The sequence below is a fragment of the Corynebacterium sp. HMSC062A03 genome (assembly GCF_001811145.1).
GTDB classification, from domain to species: Bacteria; Actinomycetota; Actinomycetes; order Mycobacteriales; family Mycobacteriaceae; genus Corynebacterium; species Corynebacterium aurimucosum.
Map to the genome: position 1 here is coordinate 85230 of NZ_KV803701.1, position 16301 is coordinate 101530.

Annotated in this window: 17 protein-coding genes; 14 read left to right on the forward strand and 3 right to left on the reverse strand. The window is 61.9% G+C overall.

The features are described 5' to 3' along the window. Nucleotides 1-47: 47 nt before the first annotated feature. The 4 genes from mshA to HMPREF2781_RS10170 all read left to right on the forward strand — a co-directional run bounded on the left by mshA (nt 48) and on the right by HMPREF2781_RS10170 (nt 4188). Nucleotides 48-1313, forward strand: coding sequence for a D-inositol-3-phosphate glycosyltransferase (gene mshA / locus HMPREF2781_RS10155; RefSeq protein WP_070443953.1), 1266 nt, complete (start codon nt 48-50; stop codon nt 1311-1313). Between the two features lie 89 nt (nt 1314-1402). After that, nucleotides 1403-2152: a phosphoglyceromutase gene (locus tag HMPREF2781_RS10160; RefSeq protein ID WP_070645831.1), complete on the forward strand. Its 750-nt coding sequence runs from the start codon at nt 1403-1405 to the stop codon at nt 2150-2152. 75 nt (nt 2153-2227) lie between these two features. Then, the gene (locus HMPREF2781_RS10165; RefSeq protein WP_070443950.1) at nt 2228-3493 is read left to right on the forward strand and encodes a sensor histidine kinase; all 1266 of its coding nucleotides are present in this window, start codon (nt 2228-2230) and stop codon (nt 3491-3493) included. After that, nucleotides 3490-4188 (forward strand): response regulator transcription factor, encoded by a 699-nt coding sequence (locus HMPREF2781_RS10170; RefSeq protein WP_070443947.1) that lies wholly within the window; start codon nt 3490-3492, stop codon nt 4186-4188. The genes HMPREF2781_RS10165 and HMPREF2781_RS10170 overlap by 4 nt, the downstream gene beginning before the upstream one ends. On the opposite strand, the gene HMPREF2781_RS10175 is transcribed toward HMPREF2781_RS10170, so the two are convergent. Next, entirely contained in the window at nt 4185-5066 is an 882-nt protein-coding gene (locus HMPREF2781_RS10175) for a DUF3109 family protein (RefSeq protein WP_070645773.1), read from the reverse strand. The genes HMPREF2781_RS10170 and HMPREF2781_RS10175 overlap by 4 nt on opposite strands. Nucleotides 5067-5099: 33 nt before the next feature. Here HMPREF2781_RS10175 and HMPREF2781_RS10180 point away from each other — a divergent pair, with 33 nt between their 5' ends. The 5 genes from HMPREF2781_RS10180 to HMPREF2781_RS12315 all read left to right on the forward strand — a co-directional run bounded on the left by HMPREF2781_RS10180 (nt 5100) and on the right by HMPREF2781_RS12315 (nt 8539). Beyond that, complete coding sequence (locus HMPREF2781_RS10180) at nt 5100-6029, forward strand: Ppx/GppA family phosphatase (protein WP_083276404.1); 930 nt, start codon at nt 5100-5102, stop codon at nt 6027-6029. A 9-nt stretch (nt 6030-6038) separates the two neighbouring features. Beyond that, the gene (locus tag HMPREF2781_RS10185; RefSeq protein ID WP_070645774.1) at nt 6039-6851 is read left to right on the forward strand and encodes a hypothetical protein; all 813 of its coding nucleotides are present in this window, start codon (nt 6039-6041) and stop codon (nt 6849-6851) included. A gap of 161 nt (nt 6852-7012) precedes the next feature. Continuing rightward, nucleotides 7013-7804: a pyrroline-5-carboxylate reductase gene (proC, locus tag HMPREF2781_RS10190; protein WP_070443935.1), complete on the forward strand. Its 792-nt coding sequence runs from the start codon at nt 7013-7015 to the stop codon at nt 7802-7804. Nucleotides 7805-8004: 200 nt separating this feature from the next. After that, nucleotides 8005-8193: a helix-turn-helix domain-containing protein gene (locus HMPREF2781_RS10195; protein WP_010189818.1), complete on the forward strand. Its 189-nt coding sequence runs from the start codon at nt 8005-8007 to the stop codon at nt 8191-8193. Nucleotides 8194-8437: 244 nt separating this feature from the next. Beyond that, nucleotides 8438-8539: a 30S ribosomal protein bS22 gene (locus tag HMPREF2781_RS12315; RefSeq protein ID WP_003855542.1), complete on the forward strand. Its 102-nt coding sequence runs from the start codon at nt 8438-8440 to the stop codon at nt 8537-8539. Between the two features lie 119 nt (nt 8540-8658). Here HMPREF2781_RS12315 and HMPREF2781_RS10200 read toward each other — a convergent pair whose 3' ends face one another. Further along, nucleotides 8659-9879: an HNH endonuclease signature motif containing protein gene (locus tag HMPREF2781_RS10200; RefSeq protein WP_083308562.1), complete on the reverse strand. Its 1221-nt coding sequence runs from the start codon at nt 9877-9879 to the stop codon at nt 8659-8661. A gap of 197 nt (nt 9880-10076) precedes the next feature. Between HMPREF2781_RS10200 and HMPREF2781_RS10205 the strand changes: the two genes are divergently transcribed. Continuing rightward, complete coding sequence (locus tag HMPREF2781_RS10205; protein ID WP_070645775.1) at nt 10077-10655, forward strand: LURP-one-related/scramblase family protein; 579 nt, start codon at nt 10077-10079, stop codon at nt 10653-10655. On the opposite strand, the gene HMPREF2781_RS10210 is transcribed toward HMPREF2781_RS10205, so the two are convergent. Further along, entirely contained in the window at nt 10652-11668 is a 1017-nt protein-coding gene (locus HMPREF2781_RS10210; protein ID WP_070645776.1) for an HAD-IB family hydrolase, read from the reverse strand. The genes HMPREF2781_RS10205 and HMPREF2781_RS10210 overlap by 4 nt on opposite strands. A gap of 106 nt (nt 11669-11774) precedes the next feature. On the opposite strand from HMPREF2781_RS10210, the gene HMPREF2781_RS10215 reads away from it, so the two are divergent. The 4 genes from HMPREF2781_RS10215 (at nt 11775) to HMPREF2781_RS10230 (ending at nt 16249) form a co-directional block, all read left to right on the forward strand. After that, the gene (locus HMPREF2781_RS10215) at nt 11775-12014 is read left to right on the forward strand and encodes a glutaredoxin family protein (RefSeq protein ID WP_070645777.1); all 240 of its coding nucleotides are present in this window, start codon (nt 11775-11777) and stop codon (nt 12012-12014) included. Nucleotides 12015-12119: 105 nt separating this feature from the next. After that, the gene (locus HMPREF2781_RS10220; RefSeq protein ID WP_070645781.1) at nt 12120-13496 is read left to right on the forward strand and encodes a glutamyl-tRNA reductase; all 1377 of its coding nucleotides are present in this window, start codon (nt 12120-12122) and stop codon (nt 13494-13496) included. Continuing rightward, nucleotides 13497-14387 (forward strand): hydroxymethylbilane synthase, encoded by an 891-nt coding sequence (hemC, locus tag HMPREF2781_RS10225; RefSeq protein ID WP_070447912.1) that lies wholly within the window; start codon nt 13497-13499, stop codon nt 14385-14387. Between the two features lie 179 nt (nt 14388-14566). Further along, nucleotides 14567-16249 (forward strand): bifunctional uroporphyrinogen-III C-methyltransferase/uroporphyrinogen-III synthase, encoded by a 1683-nt coding sequence (locus HMPREF2781_RS10230; RefSeq protein WP_070645782.1) that lies wholly within the window; start codon nt 14567-14569, stop codon nt 16247-16249. The last annotated feature ends 52 nt before the right edge of the window (nt 16250-16301 follow it).

Below are 16301 nucleotides of genomic sequence, written 5' to 3' on the forward strand. Positions count from 1 at the left end.
GTACGGGCCAGTATAACGCGGCTCGTTTCGGGATACACTGGAAAATTATGCGCATCGCGATGATTTCCATGCACACCTCGCCCCTTGAACAGCCCGGTTCCGGGGACGCGGGCGGCATGAATGTCTATGTTCTTAACACTGCCCGCCAGCTCGCGCGCCTCGGCGTAGAGGTCGATATTTTCACTCGCGCCACGCGCCCCAGTCAGGGGGAAGTGGTGGACGTCGAGGAGCGCCTGCGCGTCATCAATATTGTGGCGGGACCCTATGAAGGCCTCAGCAAGGAGGAACTGTCCACGCAGCTGGCCGCGTTCACGGGCGGCATCTTCAACTTCGCGCGCTGTTTTGAGGTGGAGTATGACGTTATCCACTCCCACTACTGGCTCTCCGGCCAGGTGGGCTGGCTGCTGCGTGACCTTTGGGACGTCCCTCTTGTCCACACCGCACACACGCTGGCCGCGGTGAAGAACGTGCACCGCACGCTCGATGACACCCCGGAAACCGAAGCCCGCCGCATTTGCGAGCAGCAACTGGTGGATAACGCCGACATCCTGGTGGTCAACACCGCCCAGGAAACCCGCGATCTGATCGAGCATTACGACGCCTCGCCGGAGAATATCGTCGTGGTCTCCCCGGGTGCAGATACCGAGCTGTATACCCCGGGTACAGACCGTATGACGGAGCGCGCCCGCCGCCAGCTGGGCATCCCGCTGCACACCAAAGTCGTGGCCTTTGTGGGTCGCCTGCAAAAGTTCAAGGGCCCCGACGTGCTCATCCGCGCCGCCGCGGAGCTGATGGAGCGCGATCCGGATCGTCGCCTGCGCGTGATCATCTGTGGCGGTGCCTCTGGGGCGAATTCCTCGCCGGATGCCTACCACAACCTCGCTCGTGAGCTGGGGGTGGAGCGCGTCGTGCGCTTCCTGAGCCCGCGCCCGCCGCAGGAGCTCGTGGCCATCTATCAAGCCGCGGATATCGTCGCGGTGCCCAGCTATAACGAGTCTTTCGGGCTGGTAGCCATGGAAGCGCAGGCCTCCGGAACGCCCGTGGTGGCAGCGGCCGTCGGCGGCTTGCCTATTGCCGTCGCGGATGGTGACACGGGCTTGCTCGTTCACTCCCATTCGGCGCAGGATTGGGCTGACGCGCTAGAGCAGTTGCTTGACGACGACCCCCGCCGCATCGCCATGGGCGAAGCCGCCGTCGATCACGCCCAGCAGTTCAGTTGGGCAGCGGCCGCCACCCAGCTGGAGAATATTTATGCCGATGCGATGAGTATCGAGATTCCGGACTGTCATGCGCGCCGGGCAATCGGATACTAATCCCACATAAATGGGCATAAACCCACACTTAGGGGTGATGTGCTCGGGTTCACAGGCGAGCCGCCGAAAAACGTGGCATGCTGGTGTTTATGAGTAACGGAAAGCTGATTCTACTTCGACACGGACAGTCCGAATGGAACGAGTCCAACCAGTTCACCGGTTGGGTTGATGTCAACCTCACCGCCAAGGGTGAGGGCGAGGCCAAGCGTGGCGGCGAGCTGCTCAAGGAACAGGGCATCTTGCCGAATATCGTCTACACCTCCCTGCTGCGCCGTGCCATCCGCACCGCCAATATTGCGCTCAACGCTGCGGACCGCCACTGGATCCCGGTCGTGCGCGACTGGCGCCTCAACGAGCGCCACTACGGCGCCCTGCAGGGCCTCAACAAGGCAGAGACCAAGGATAAGTACGGTGAGGAGCAGTTCATGGCATGGCGCCGTTCTTACGGCACCCCGCCGCCGGAGCTGGAGGATGGCGCCGAGTACTCCCAGGCCGGTGACCCGCGCTACGCCAACCTGGATCAGGTTCCGCGTACCGAGTGCCTGAAGGACGTCGTCGAGCGCTTCGTTCCTTATTTCGAGGAGGAGATCCTCCCGCGCGCCAAGAAGGGTGAGACCGTTCTCATCGCCGCACACGGCAACTCCCTGCGCGCGCTGGTCAAGCACCTGGATCAGATCTCCGATGAGGAGATTGCCGGCCTTAATATTCCAACTGGTATCCCGCTGGTCTACGAGATCACCGAGGACGGCTCCGTGGTGAACCCGGGCGGCACCTACCTCGATCCGGAAGCTGCTGCTGCCGGCGCTGCCGCCGTGGCCGCTCAGGGTGGAAAGAACTAAACACCGAGCAAGCTGCGTGCTGCGCACAATCCCCAGGGAGCATATACTCCTTGGGGATTCTTTGTAGGGGCGTGAATGATTGTGGAACTGGTTTTAGCTTTTCTTGCCGGCGTGGTGGCCTGTGGTCTGGCCATTCCGGTGCTGGCTCGGTTCCGTGAACGCATGGAGCGCCGCCGCGTCCGCGATGCGGACGCCAACCAGGTCACCAGTGTGAGCCAGGTCCTGCATCTCGCCGTGGCGGGCTCGCCGGCCGGTATGACGGTGCTCTCGCGCGACAAAGAGGTCATCTTTTCCAACCCTGCGTCCCATCAAATGTCGATGGTGCACGACCGTGCCGTGAACCCCGATATTTGGAAGGTCGCGGAGGAGGTCTTCGACGATAAGGAGACTCGAACGCTGGACCTTGCCATTCCCAAGCGGCGCACGGGTAACCGCGTGATTCAGGTACGCGCGGTGGTTCAGCCGCTGACGCTGAACGACGATCGCTTCGTCATCGTCTACGGCACCGACGAGTCCGAATCGGTGCGCATGGAATCTGCCCGCCGTGACTTCGTGGCTAACGTGTCGCACGAACTGAAGACCCCAGTCGGCGGCATCGCCCTGTTAGCCGAGGCCCTCCTCGAAGACACGGGGGATCCCGAGCATGTCGAGTACTTCGGCAGCAGGGTGCAAAAGGAAGCCGCTCGCATGGCCGAGATGGTCAGCGAGCTCATTTCCCTGTCCAAGCTGCAGGGTGCGGAGGCGCTGCCAGAGATGGAGCCGCTTGACCTCGATGACGTCATCGATGAGGCCATCACCCGCAACCAGCTCGCCGCCGATTCCCACCACAACCAGCTCACCCGCGGCGAATCCGCAGGTGTTCACGTCATGGGAGATAAATCCCTCCTGGTTACGGCGATCTCAAACTTGATCTCCAACGCCATCCACTATTCGCCGGATGAGCTTCCGGTATCGGTGACGCAGAAGGTCGTCGGCGGGAAGGTCGTGCACATCCGAGTCACGGACCGCGGCATCGGCATTGCTCCGGAAGACCAGAAGCGGGTATTTGAGCGCTTCTTCCGCGTGGATAAGGCACGCTCCAGGCAGACCGGCGGGACTGGCCTTGGCTTGGCCATTGTGAAGCACGTCGTGGCTAATCACGGCGGCAATATCAAGCTGTGGTCACGCCCCGGAACTGGCTCGACGTTTACTATCGAGCTCCCTATATACGCCGAAGAGAAGCCAGCGGATAATCTTATTAACCGGGATAATATAGAAGACGGAGCCGTCAGCTCTGCCGCCCCTGGTTTGCAGCGCGCTGTGGCGCGTGTAGCAGCTCGTCGAAAGGATAAAGCGCAATGACCACCATCCTCATCGTTGAAGATGAAGAGTCGCTGGCCGATCCCCTCGCCTTCCTCCTCCGAAAGGAGGGATTCGACGTTCTCCTCGCCCCCGACGGGCCCAGCGCGCTCGAACAGTTTGCGGCACATAACGTAGACATCGTCCTGCTGGACCTCATGCTGCCGGGAATGTCTGGAACGGACGTCTGCAAGCAATTGCGCACGACGTCTTCTGTGCCGGTGATTATGGTGACCGCGCGCGACTCGGAGATTGACAAGGTTGTGGGCCTGGAGCTCGGCGCGGATGACTATGTGACTAAGCCTTATTCCTCCCGCGAGCTCATCGCCCGCATCCGCGCTGTGCTGCGCCGTGGCCAAGATGTCTCTTCCGAGCACGCCGAGGAGGAGCCCGACGAGCAAATCCTGGAAGGCGGCCGCGTGCGCATGGATGTGGAGCGCCACACCGTTCTCGTGGCCGGCGAGCCGGTATCCATGCCGCTCAAGGAGTTTGACCTCCTCGAATACCTACTGCGCAACGCCGGACGTGTACTGACTCGCGGCCAACTCATTGACCGCATCTGGGGAGCGGATTATGTGGGCGATACCAAGACCCTCGACGTTCACGTCAAGCGCCTCCGCTCCAAGATTGAGGCCGAACCTTCCCGCCCACAGCAACTCGTGACGGTGCGCGGCCTGGGCTATAAGTTCGAGGCTTAAACGCGGGGGTCAGCCGGGTGCCGCGGGAACTCGACTCCGGACCGTGCCCGGGCCTCGCAGTGTGTGGCCAGGATGTCGTAGCACTCCTCTCCGAGTAGCGCGATCAGCTCGGTTTTCTGCGACTTCCACAGCGGTTCTTCCGCGATGTGGCAGGAGGGATCTGCCGAGCAATACCAATCAAAGTCCTCGCCGCCGTTACCCCACCCGCGGCGGTCATATTCGCCGATAGTGGTGCGCAGGATTTCCTCCCCGTCGGGGCGCTCCTCATAGTCCTCGTGCCGGCGAATCGGCAGCTGCCAGCACACCTCGGGCTTGACCACGGTGAGTTCCTCACCCGCCTCGAGCGCCCATTGGTGGATAGCGCAGCCCGCGCCCGTGGGCCAGCCGGCGCGGTTGGCAAAGATGCAGGCGCCGTCGACAAGCGGCGTCTTCAGGGCCGGTTCCGGCTCGCCATCATCGCCGTCGAGCTCATCCCACTCCAGCCAGGGCTCCAACTCCTCAGGTTCTCCGTGTTCCAGGAACTCATCTACCCCCGCAGGGCGGTGCTGCCAGAAGCGGGCGGGCATGCGCGCGACGGCGTCGCGAAGCTGCTCCCGATCCGTCTCATCAGCCATGTAGGCGCCGTGCACGCAGCAGCCGACATCGGGCTGCTGCTTATCGATGCCGTGGCACCTCTCCGTCCCAAACTGGCAGGCATAGTGCGATTCGAGCCAGGTCAGGTCGATGGAAAAGATGTGGAGTGGATCGTTTGGATCCGTAAATTCAAACCACTCTCTGGGAAAATCGGGGGCCTTTTCGCGGCCGGCCAAGATGGACGCCGCCGCCGGGGAGGAGGCGGGAAAACCCAGGTAAACTTCATTTGATTTCGGGCGATTCACACCTACCCACGGTAGACCTACTACTCTAGAGGCGTGCGATTAGGTGTATTAGACGTCGGAAGTAATACCGTCCACCTCGTTGCGGTCGACGCCGCAACCGGTGGGCGGCCTTCGCCGATGAGCGATTGGAAGACCCCGCTGCGTCTGGTGGAACAGCTAGACAAGGACGGCAACATCCACGAGAAGGGCATGAAGAAGCTCATCTCCGCCGTGAGTGAGGCCGCTGAGCTGGGCCAGAAGCTGGGTTGTGATGAATTCATCGCTTTTGCTACCTCCGCCGTGCGCTCGGCCACGAACTCGGCCAAGGTTCTCGATGAAGTTGAGAAGCAAACCGGCGTCCGCCTAGAAATCTTGTCGGGCGAGGAGGAAGCGCGTTTGACCTTCCTCGCCGCCCGCCGGTGGTATGGCTGGTCCGCTGGCCGCATCACCAACCTCGATATCGGTGGCGGTTCGCTGGAGCTGTCCACCGGTACCGATGAGCATCCGGAAATGGCTTTCTCCCTCGACTTGGGAGCAGGCCGCCTGACTCATAATTGGTTTGATACCGATCCTCCGCAGAAGTCCAAGGTAAATTTGCTGCGGGATTACATTGACGCGGAATTGGTCGGCGTGGCCGATAAGATGCGCGCCCTGGGCCCTGCGGGATTGGCCGTGGGAACCTCGAAAACATTCCGTACGCTGGCCCGTTTGACCGGTGCTGCGCCCTCGTCTGCGGGTCCCTACGTCAAACGCACCCTTACGGCGCCGGGTTTGCGTCAGCTGATTTCCTTCATCTCCCGTATGACTGCAGCTGACAGGGCGGACCTTGAGGGTGTAAGTTCTACCCGATCGCATCAGATCGTCGCCGGTGCTTTAGTGGCGGAGGCGAGCATGCGTGCCCTGGGAATCGAAAAGCTGGAGATCTGCCCCTGGGCTCTCCGAGAAGGTGTCATTTTGCGCCGTACCGATAAGGGACTGGAATAGGAAAGAAACGTGGCTGACAAGAAACAGTTGACAGTTGCGGAGCTGCTGGCCCGTAACGCGAAGGACCGACCCGGCGAGGAGAAGACCCCGCGCCGCCGTCGCCGGAGCCTCGATGAAGGCGGCATCTCAGTTGCGGAGCTGACCGGCAATCTCGAAAAGGTGAAGGCAACCCCGGCTGAGGCAAAGCACTCGAACGTCTCCATCGATGAGACGGCCCCGGTCATTCCTGCTCCGAAGAAGGAGACCAAGAAGGAGTCCAAGGAAGAGACTCCGAAGAAGGAAGCCCCCAAGCAGGAAGCAGCCCAGAAGGTGGACAAGCCCCAGGCCGCTGCCGTTCCTGTGGAGAAGCCCGCGGAGTCCGAGTCCAAGCCTTCCCAGCCTTCTGATGATGACACCCGCGTCATCCAAAAGGTCAAGGACGAGCCAGAGAAGCCTGAGGTAAAGACCGCCGCACCGGTCGATGAGAAGCCGCAGGACGCCGCCGAGGACACCTTCACCACGGGTGAGCTCGAGGCAGTCGATGAGGACGTTGACGAGTATGACGAGGACTACGACGAGGAAGACGAAGGCAAGCTCAACCCCTTCGCCGTCGTCCTGCTCGCCCTCGTGGGCATCGTGTTCGGCGCCATCGTGTTCAAGGGCTTTGAGATCCTCTGGGATCGCTTCGACCGCCTCGTTGTCCTGGTGCTTGGTGTAGTTGTCACCGGTGTCATCGTTGGCATCGTCCACGCACTGCGTACCAGCCGCGATGGTCTTTCCATGTTCCTCGCAGCCGTGGCCGGCTTGGTGCTGACCTTCGGCCCGCTCCTCGTGGTGATGTAAGAACCAGCTCCATAGGACACCTTCTCATAAGGCATCTGTTAAAAGGTATCTTTGCCCTGAAAACGCCTTCTGGCAGATGCCTTTTGCATGCGCGGGGTCAGCCTGCGTGCACAGCCTTGACCTGGTGGCCGCATCCTAGCCTTTCTGGCACCCTGGATAGCATGACAAAAATTGCAGTACTTGGTGGAGGACAAATCGGCGAAGCCCTAGTTTCCGGGCTGGTGAATGCGGGCTATGACGCCGCGGACATCGTGGTGACCAACCGTCGTTCCGAGCGCAGCGAGGAGCTAAAGAGCGCCTATGGCGTGTCGGTCACGAGCGATAATGCTGCGGCTATCGACGGCGCGGAATACATTTTCGCGTGCGTGAAGCCCTATGCCATCGAGGAGCTCCTTGAAGGCCTCGACATCCCCAAGACGGCCGTGGTTGTATCCATGGCTGCCGGCCTGACCCTCGAGACGTTGGAGAAGGCCGCCGGCGAGGGCGTGCCAGTCGTCCGCGTCATGCCGAACACCCCCATGTTGGTGGGCAAGGGCATGTGCACCTGCGCGGGTGGTTCCCACGTCACCGAAGAGCAACAGGCTGGCGTGGTCAAGCTTCTGGAAGCCGTCGGCGAGGTTGCTGTCATTGAGGAGAAGCACATCGACGCCGCCACCGCACTGGCAGGCTCTGCTCCCGCGTATTACTTCCTTGTCACCGAAGCGCTGATCGACGCCGGTGTGCAGCTCGGCCTCACCCGTGACGTCGCCGAAAAGCTAGCCACCCGCACCGCCCAAGGCGCGGGCACCATGCTGGCTGAATCCGGCAAGGATCCGGTGGCTTTGCGCGCAGGGGTAACCTCCCCGGGGGGAACCACTGCTGCCGCCCTTCGTGAACTCGAGGAGTCTGGCCTGCGGGGCGCGTTCTTCCGTGCCGCCGAAGCATGCACCCAGCGTGCGCAGGAACTTGCTTAAAATTTCCCGCCGTTCTGGTAGCCCTGTGGCATATGTTGTCACACGGGCTTGATGGGGAACAGCGGTGCGAAAGAGGAAAAAATTAGCTCTTGGGTCGCATTAGTCACACGTTTCACGCTAAGCTGGCAGGAGCGCGTGCGTGATAGTCCTGTGGGAGGGGAAGCCTACAGCGCGTCACGTGCTGAAGGGTTAAATAAACTATGACGAATGAAGATAAGGGAACTTTCCTGACCATCGCCGAAGTTGCGGAGATCATGCGTGTCTCCAAGATGACGGTGTACAGGTTGGTTCATGCAGGTGACATGCCGGCCGTGCGCGTGGGACGCTCCTTCCGCGTCCACGAATCTGCCGTCAAGGAATACCTTGAGGCCTCCGTATACGGAGCCTAGCGTTCACCTCTTTCTGGCAGCGCCCACCACTGCGGACCACTCGCGGTCCGCGGCGGTGGGCGCTGCCCTTAGTTTTGGTGCTGGGCAGGCCGCTAGGTAAGATAGTGAACATTCGTTTCGGCACTGGTATGCCTGTGTCTCCCTGTTTCGCAGGGGCCGCCACGAGTGCACCGTGTGTGGTTTCATTCCAGGCGTTGCCGGCCGGTTTACGTACGTACTGATACCGAAAGTGAGGAAACCTACTATGGGTTCTGTCATCAAGAAGCGCCGCAAGCGCATGTCCAAGAAGAAGCACCGCAAGATGCTGCGTCGCACCCGCGTTCAGCGTCGCAAGCTGGGCAAGTAAAGCTTCGCCTGTAACTCCCCGCATGGTCCTTTCAGGATCGTGGCGGGGAGTTTCTGTTATCTTTTCTCCTTCCCGCCGTTTCGGATGACTGCGCCGTCGTTTCAGACGACGGGAGCCGCTTAGAACGGAATGTCCTCCTGCGGGGAGGTCGGGGTACGGGGTTCCTCGGCAGCGGCCTGTGCTTCCTTAGCTTCTTGCTGGGCGCGCTCGCGGGTGGCCGAAATCTTTTGAGCCACCGTTTGTGCCCAACGCTTCGTCTTCTGTGCCAGCGGGCCAGTCGGCTCCGTCATAGCCCAGGTCCCGTCTTCGTAGAGCCACACGATGTCCCCGGTGTGCGGGTCCATGATGTAGTGCGCGCGCCCATCAGTCTTCATATTGTGGTGGTGCTGGCACAAACTGGCCAGGTTGCGTGGGTGCGTGGCGCCGCCGTCGGCGTAGTTGACGCGGTGGTCCATCTGGCACAGGTAGGCCGGCCGGTTGCACCCCGGAGCGCGGCAGGTGCCATCCCGGCCTTCCACGTATGTGCGGATGAGCTCCGAGGCGATGTAGCTGCGCGATTCCGGTGGCTGCGAGGAGAGGTCGCGCGTGCGCGTGACAGGCATGTCCTGTGACGTCCACCCATGGCCTTGGGCGAAGGTGGGGGCGTTGTCGATATCGCTGGCTTGGTAGGTGTGCAGAATGACAGTCGCCGGCGGCGAGATACTACCGGCGATGAGCTTTTTCAGGGCATCAGCCTGTGAGAGTCCGTTCTCCTTTGCCGCTTGTTTGATGTAGCTATCCAGAATCATGCCCGTGGCGCTATCGGTATTGAGCTCAAGGATGCCGCGCTGGCCAGTATCGGTGAAGGTATACGTATCTTTCTGCGGGGAATTGCGAAAGCTAAAAGTCTTGTCAATACTCTTGCAAATATCGCGCAGTTTGCGCCCAATCTGCGCCGGGGTGGGAAAGACCTGATTCGGGGAGGTGGGGGTGAAGAAGGTGATCAGGGCATCGTCGATAAGCGCGAGCGTTTCTGGCGGCAACGCGCCCAGCTTTGTCAGGGTGCGGTCAATAGTGATGAGGGCCTTCATATCCAGCAGGAACTGGCTGTCCTGTAACGCCTTGACCTGCGGGAGCTCCGTGAGTCGGTGCACGGCCAGGCAGCATTCGCTCACGGTATAGTCGCCGACGCCAAGCTTGGCGACGAGCCTCTGGCACGCGACATCAAAATCCTCATCGAGGTCTGGCATGGCAGCTACCCACGAGCGGTAGTCTGCGCGGCGGGCGGCGCTGCGCTCCACAGCGAGGGCGCAGTCAGGGTTCATATGGGAAAAGTAGGCGGTTTGGGTAGCAGTATTCACGATGTCCTCTAAGCTTCTATCTCGATTCTATGTTCTAACAGAACTATAAAACACGCTTCGGACATCTATTCTGACCTGCGTCTATGCTAATAGTTGAGTGGGTGTTATGGGGTGTATATTTGCCTCTATAAACTAGGCGGGGGAGTGTCATCCTTCTGGCCCCACAGGAGCCCATCACGTACGTAAAATGGCGAACTATGTTGCCTCGACTCCTCACTCTTGACAGCCTGGTTATCTCACAGACCAAGTCCTTCATGCAGGATGAATTCCTGATCGCCGATGAACAAGGCGTGCCCGTCGGGACGATTCTGCAGTCGACGAGCCTGAAGGACATGTTCTTCAACTCCTCCCGCAGCCTCGAAGTCGCCTTCACTGATGAACAGGGCAATCCGCAGCAGCCGCTCATGGTGATTAAGGATCCGCCGAACTTCGTGCGGGATACCTATGAGGTGTACCTGCCGGGCGTCGAGAAGCCCATGGCGGTCGTAACTAAAAAATTCTCCCTCCTGAAGACGCGCCTGAACTTGGAAATGGAGGGCTTCCCGGAGATTGAGATTGAAGGCGATGTCTGGGATTGGAATATCACGATTACTAGCCAAGGCCAGCCTCTAGCGGAAGTTCGCAATGAGTGGGCGGGCGTGGGCCGGTTCCTCGCTGGGAAGAATACGTACCGCCTCAGCATTGCGCCGGGGCTCGACCCACAACAGCATGCCGGGCTGATTGGTGCGGTCATGTGCATGGACATGCTGCGCACCAAGGCACAGGGCAGCAGTTAGCGGCGCACGAAGCGCCAGCTGCCATAGGAGAAGAGCGCGGTGGCTAGCGCGGGGAGGCCATAAGCGCGCACGGCCTTGCGCACGGAGCGGTAGTCGCGGATGAGCCAGCCTTTTTCCTCTGCAATATCGCGCAGCTTGGAATCCGGATTAATGGCCACGGGGGTTCCCACCATGGAAAGCATCGGGACATCGTTGGCGCTGTCGGAGTAGGCGGTACAGCGCTCAAGATCGAGGTTCTCCAGTGTGGCGAGCGCCGCCACGGCGTGCTTCTTACCCGGCCCGTGGAGGATATCGCCCACGAGGCGGCCGGTGAAGCGGCCATCTTTGACCTCCGCCACGGTGCCGAGCGCGCCCGTGAAACCGAAACGCTGCGCCAGAATCTGCGCCAGCTGCACGGGGGTGGCCGTGACCAGCCATACCTGCTGGCCAGCGTCGAGGTGCATTTGCGCCAGCTGCTTCGTGCCCGGGTAGGCCTTGCGGGCCATGGATTGGTCCACGATGCTCTCGCACAAAGCCACCATTTCCTCCACTGAGCGGCCCTTGACAAACTCGAGCGCTTGCACGCGCCCTGCGGCCACGTCGGCGGCGTTCTCCGAACCGGAAATCCGGAATTTTAGCTGCTTCCATGCGATGGGAAGGATTTCAGAAAGTTTGAAATAGCGGCGGCGTGCCAGCCCCAGAGCGAAGGACACGAGCGAAGAGCCCTGGACCAAGGTGTTATCCACGTCGAAGAAGGCGGCAGCGCCGGCGTCCTGGGGGATGTCTGGGTCGGGCTCAGTGATGGAGCGCGCGCCGGCGGATTCGAAGGAGCCCCGAACGGAATCCACACCAGAAGAAAAAGCATCCAGGTCGATGCCGAAGAGGTGCTCTACCGCCGCGGCTGCCGACGCCTCACCGGCCGCCCTCTGGTGCTCTTCGCCCAGCGGGGCGAAAGCCTGCTGCTCCAGGAAATTACGCAAGTTTCCCTTGCTTGCGGTCCAATTGGCAAGGAACTCACGGGGAGAATCGGGCATACCAGGAGGGAGCGGGAGAGGCACGCGTTCAGCTTTCATAAGGCGGGAAGACTAACGTGTCCATAGTAAACCGCGAACCGTTCTACGTCCTATCGAGGAGTTCTTAATGTCTCACGTCGTCGAGCTGATGGTGCGTACCACGTGCGGCTCCTGCGCGCGCGTTCTGGAGCAGATTACCCCGGTGGTCCGGCAGGCTGGGGCAGAGCTTAAAGTGCGCAACGTCGATGAGGATGCGGAGCTGGCCATGGAATATGGTGATCGCGTCCCCGTTGTGGTGATTGATGGCGAGGAGTTCTTCTGCTGGGAAGTGGACAATGAGGAGCTAGCGCAGGCGTTGGTGGAGTAGCTTTCCTCGGGGACTCCCGCGAGTTTCGGAAACGAGCTGAAAACTAGTAGTCTTTTGGATGATCTATGTCATCCAAAGGGATGATGCAAAACTGGAGGGTAGTGCATGAGTGTGCTCGTCGTGGGCATGTCGCATCAGTCGGCGCCGGTGGCGCTGCTGGAAAAGCTGAGCATGGACGAGACCGTGCAGAATGACACCTGCCGGGCCATGGTATCGGCAGGCTCGTTGACCGAGGCGATGATTATCTCCACCTGTAACCGCCTCGAGGTTTATACCGTCACGAGCTCTTTCCACACGGGCGTCCAGGATGTCGTGCGCAACCTCGCTGAAGTCTCCGGGGTGGAAGAGGAGAAGCTGCGCTCCTATCTTTATGTGCGCTATGCCGACGCCGCCGCCGAGCACCTCATGATGGTGGCCTCCGGCTTGGACTCGATGGTGGTGGGTGAGCAGCAAATCATCGGCCAGGTGCGCACCGCCTACCAGTTTGCTTCGGAGCAAGGAACCGTCGGCCCGCGCATCCACGCGCTGGCACAGTCCGCGCTGCGTACCGGCAAGCGGGTGCATTCCGAAACTGAGATCGATGAGGCGGGCTCCTCCATGGTCTCCTTTGCTTTTGATCAGGCGCTGAGCCGCATGGGCAGGGAAGATCTCGCGGGCAAGCGCGTGCTCATCTTGGGTGCAGGTGCAATGGCCTCGCTGGCGGCAACGCACGCGGGGCGTCTGGGGGCGCACCTGATTATTGCGAACCGCACCATTGCCCGCGCTGAGCGCGTGGCGCAGCACGCCCATGAGGCGGGCGTGTACGCAGACGTTATTGAATACTCGGAACGCGCCCAAGCCCTGCGCGATGTGGACGTGGCGATCTCCGCCACCGGAGCCCAGGACTTCACTATTACGGCGACCGACGTCGAGCGCTATCACGTGGCCGACCGCGAACTCATGCTCGTGGACCTGTCTCTGCCACGCGATATTGATGACGCCGTGGCAGAAGCCGAGGGGGTCGACCTGGTCAATATCGAACGTCTCAATAACTCGCTGCAGGCGGCCGATACCGATCTGGCAGCGGGTACCAGCCCACACGCGCAGGCGCGGCGCATCGTCAGTGAAGAACTGGAAGCCTATGCTTCCGAGCAGCGCGTCCGCGACGTCGTCCCAGCCGTATCGGCACTGCGCAAGCGGGCGGCAAACCTGGTCCAGTGCGAGGTGGCGCGGATGGAGCAGAAGCACCCCGAGTTGGACGAGCGCCAGATGGGAGATATCAATCGCGCGCTCAAGCGCGTTGCGGATAAGCTGCTCCACGAGCCCACGGTTCGTGCGAAGCAGCTCGCAGCTAACTCTGGCACCGTAAGCCATGAGACCGCGTTGCAGGAACTCTTTGGACTCCACCTGGAGGGCAGCGGCGTAGCGGTAGACATGGCAGATCTGCCGGATGCCGCGCAGATGGAAGCCGCGGAAAGTACTAAGGAAGAAAAGGACGCATAGATGTTGAAGATCGGTACCCGAGGATCCCTCCTAGCCACTACTCAGTCGGGCCACGTGCAGGAGTGGTTGCAGCAGGAAGGCTATGAGGCCGAGCTGCACATCGTTACTACGCAGGGTGACGTCAACATGGCTCCTGTGGAGCGCATCGGCGTGGGTGTGTTTACGCAGGCCCTGCGTGAGGCCGTCGACCGCGGCGAGTGTGAGATCGCAGTGCACTCCTTCAAGGACCTGCCCACGGCTGCCGACGAGCGTTTCGACCTCGTGGTGCCGCAGCGCCAGGACGTCCGTGAGGCGCTCATCGCCCGCGATGGTCTGACCCTTAAGGAGCTGCCGGAAGGCGCACGTGTGGGTACCTCCGCGCCGCGGCGCATCAGTCAGCTGCGCGCTATGCGCCCGGACCTGGACATCCGTCCGCTGCGCGGCAACATCGATACCCGCATGGGCAAGGTCACCAGCGGCGAGCTCGACGCCGTCCTGCTAGCCTACGCTGGCCTCGTGCGCGCGGGCTATGCCGATCGCGCCACCGAGGTTTTCGATCCGGAGGTCTTCATGCCCGCACCCGCGCAGGGCGCGTTGGCCATCGAGGCCGTCAAGGGAACTGAGGCAGCGAAGGCCATTGCTCTGCTTGCCGACGCCCCCGCCACCGCCGCCACCCGCGCCGAGCGCACCGTGCTCTCCCAGCTGGAGGCCGGTTGCACCGCGCCGGTCGCTGCCACTTCCCACTGGGAAGGCGAGCAGCTGGTCGTTCGCGGCGGTGTCTTCGCCCTCGACGGCTCCCGTCAGCTCATCGCTCAGGCCCAGGGCTCGGCAAGCGAGGCAGAAGAATTGGGACGTGCAATCTCCAAGGAGCTCTTCGCTCAGGGCGCTGCGGACGTGCTGGCAGCGGAATAACCGCACGTAATTTTTGCTTTGGGGCCTTTTCCTTTAGTGTGTATCTAGCACACGATCATTGAGAGCAATGATTTAGGCCCCCTTAACTCGCGAGTGAGGGGCTTTCTTGTCTCCACTCCCGCGCCTGCCACAGCGGTGGCGCCGGGGCACTCGGAATCCACAAACTAGAAAAGAACCTTATGAGCAATGCCGTTCCGGATACCCAGCCTGAGCTGGGTAAGTCTGATCTGGGCAAAGTCGTCTTCGTCGGTGCCGGACCAGGTAATCCCGACCTGCTGACCGTTCGCGCCCGCGAGGTTCTGGAGACGACCGCCAACGTCGTTACCGACCCGGGGGTCTCGCAGGGCGTGCGTGACATGGTGGCGCAGCAGGTGCCGGTTCCGCAGGAGCTTCTCGACGCCGCCGAGGAAGAGTACGAGCGCATCTGCGCCGCCGCCAAGGAAGCGGGCGCACGCCGCAAACCGCCGCGCCCGGCACCGCCGACGGCAGCGGTCTTTGAGGAGGTCGAGGGGGACGTCGTCAAGCAACTGCGTAACGCGCTCGAGCGCGCTGAGGGGCACGACGTGATCCGTCTGGTTACCGGTAACCCGCTCAACCGTGAGTCCATCAAGGCGGAGATCAGCGCCGTGGCCAATGCGGGCATGGAATTCCAGGTGGTCCCGGGTATGTCTCTGCCTTCGACGGTTCCCTCCTTCGCGGGCATTGCTCTCGGTGCGACCTATACCGAGGCCGACATCACGGAAGGCGCGGACTGGGATGCGCTGGCCACCGCGACGCAGCCGCTGGTTTTGCAAGCTACGGCAGATGACCTGCCGGTTATTTCCGCCGAGCTGGTGGAGCGCGGGATGCCCGCGGAGACGGAAGCATACGTCACCGTCCACGGCACCACGCGCCTGCAGCGCACGCACGAGACCACGCTGGGAACACTCGGCAAGCTCGATGCTGAGCTGCCGGGCGAGCTCGTGGTCACGCTGGGGCGTAGCTTTGATGATCGCTCGAAGTATTCCTGGTGGGAGAACCGTTCGCTCTATGGTTGGCGCGTGCTGGTGCCGCGCACGAAGGAGCAGGCCGCAGCGATGAGCGCCCGACTGGCTGGCCACGGCGCCATCCCGCAGTCGGTGCCCACCATCTCCGTGGAGCCGCCGCGTAACCCGGCGCAGATGGATCGCGCCATCAAGGGCATTGTCGAGGGCCGCTACAAGTGGGTCGTGTTCACCTCCGTCAATGCGGTAAGCGCGGTGTGGAAGAAGATCGCGGAGCTCGGCCTCGATGCTCGCGACTTCGCCGGCGTGCACCTCGCTGCGGTGGGGCAGAAGACCGCCGATGCTATTCGCGCCAAAGGCATGGTCCCGGAGCTTTTGCCGCCGGCGACGAAGCAGAACGCCGAGGGCCTCGTGGAGGTCTTCCCCAACTACGTTGAGGATATCGACGCCGTGGGGCGTGTACTGCTGCCGCGCGCCGATATCGCCGGCGAGGCGCTGGTGACGGGCCTGCTGGACTTGGGCTGGGAAGTCGATGATGTCGTGGCCTACCGCACGGTGCGCGCGGCCCCGCCGGCGGCGGAGATCCGTGACATGATCAAGACCGGCGGCTTCGACGCCGTTGCCTTTACCTCGCCGTCGACGGTGCGCAACCTCGTCGGCATTGCGGGCAAGCCGCATGCCCGCACCATCATCGCCTGCATTGGCCCCTCCACCAAGGCGGCGGCTGAGGAGGTGGGCCTGCGCGTGGACGTGGTCCCGGAGGTCGCGGATGTGCCGATGCTTATCGACGCCCTCGCTGACCACGTCGCAGCCCTGCGTGCTGCCGGCAACCTGCCAGCTCCGCGCAAGAAGCGCCGCTCGCGCAAGAAGACGGCGTAGACCGCTTCTGAGCGGGCAGGTAAGGGGCGACTAGAGTCGGGAAGGTAGTTCA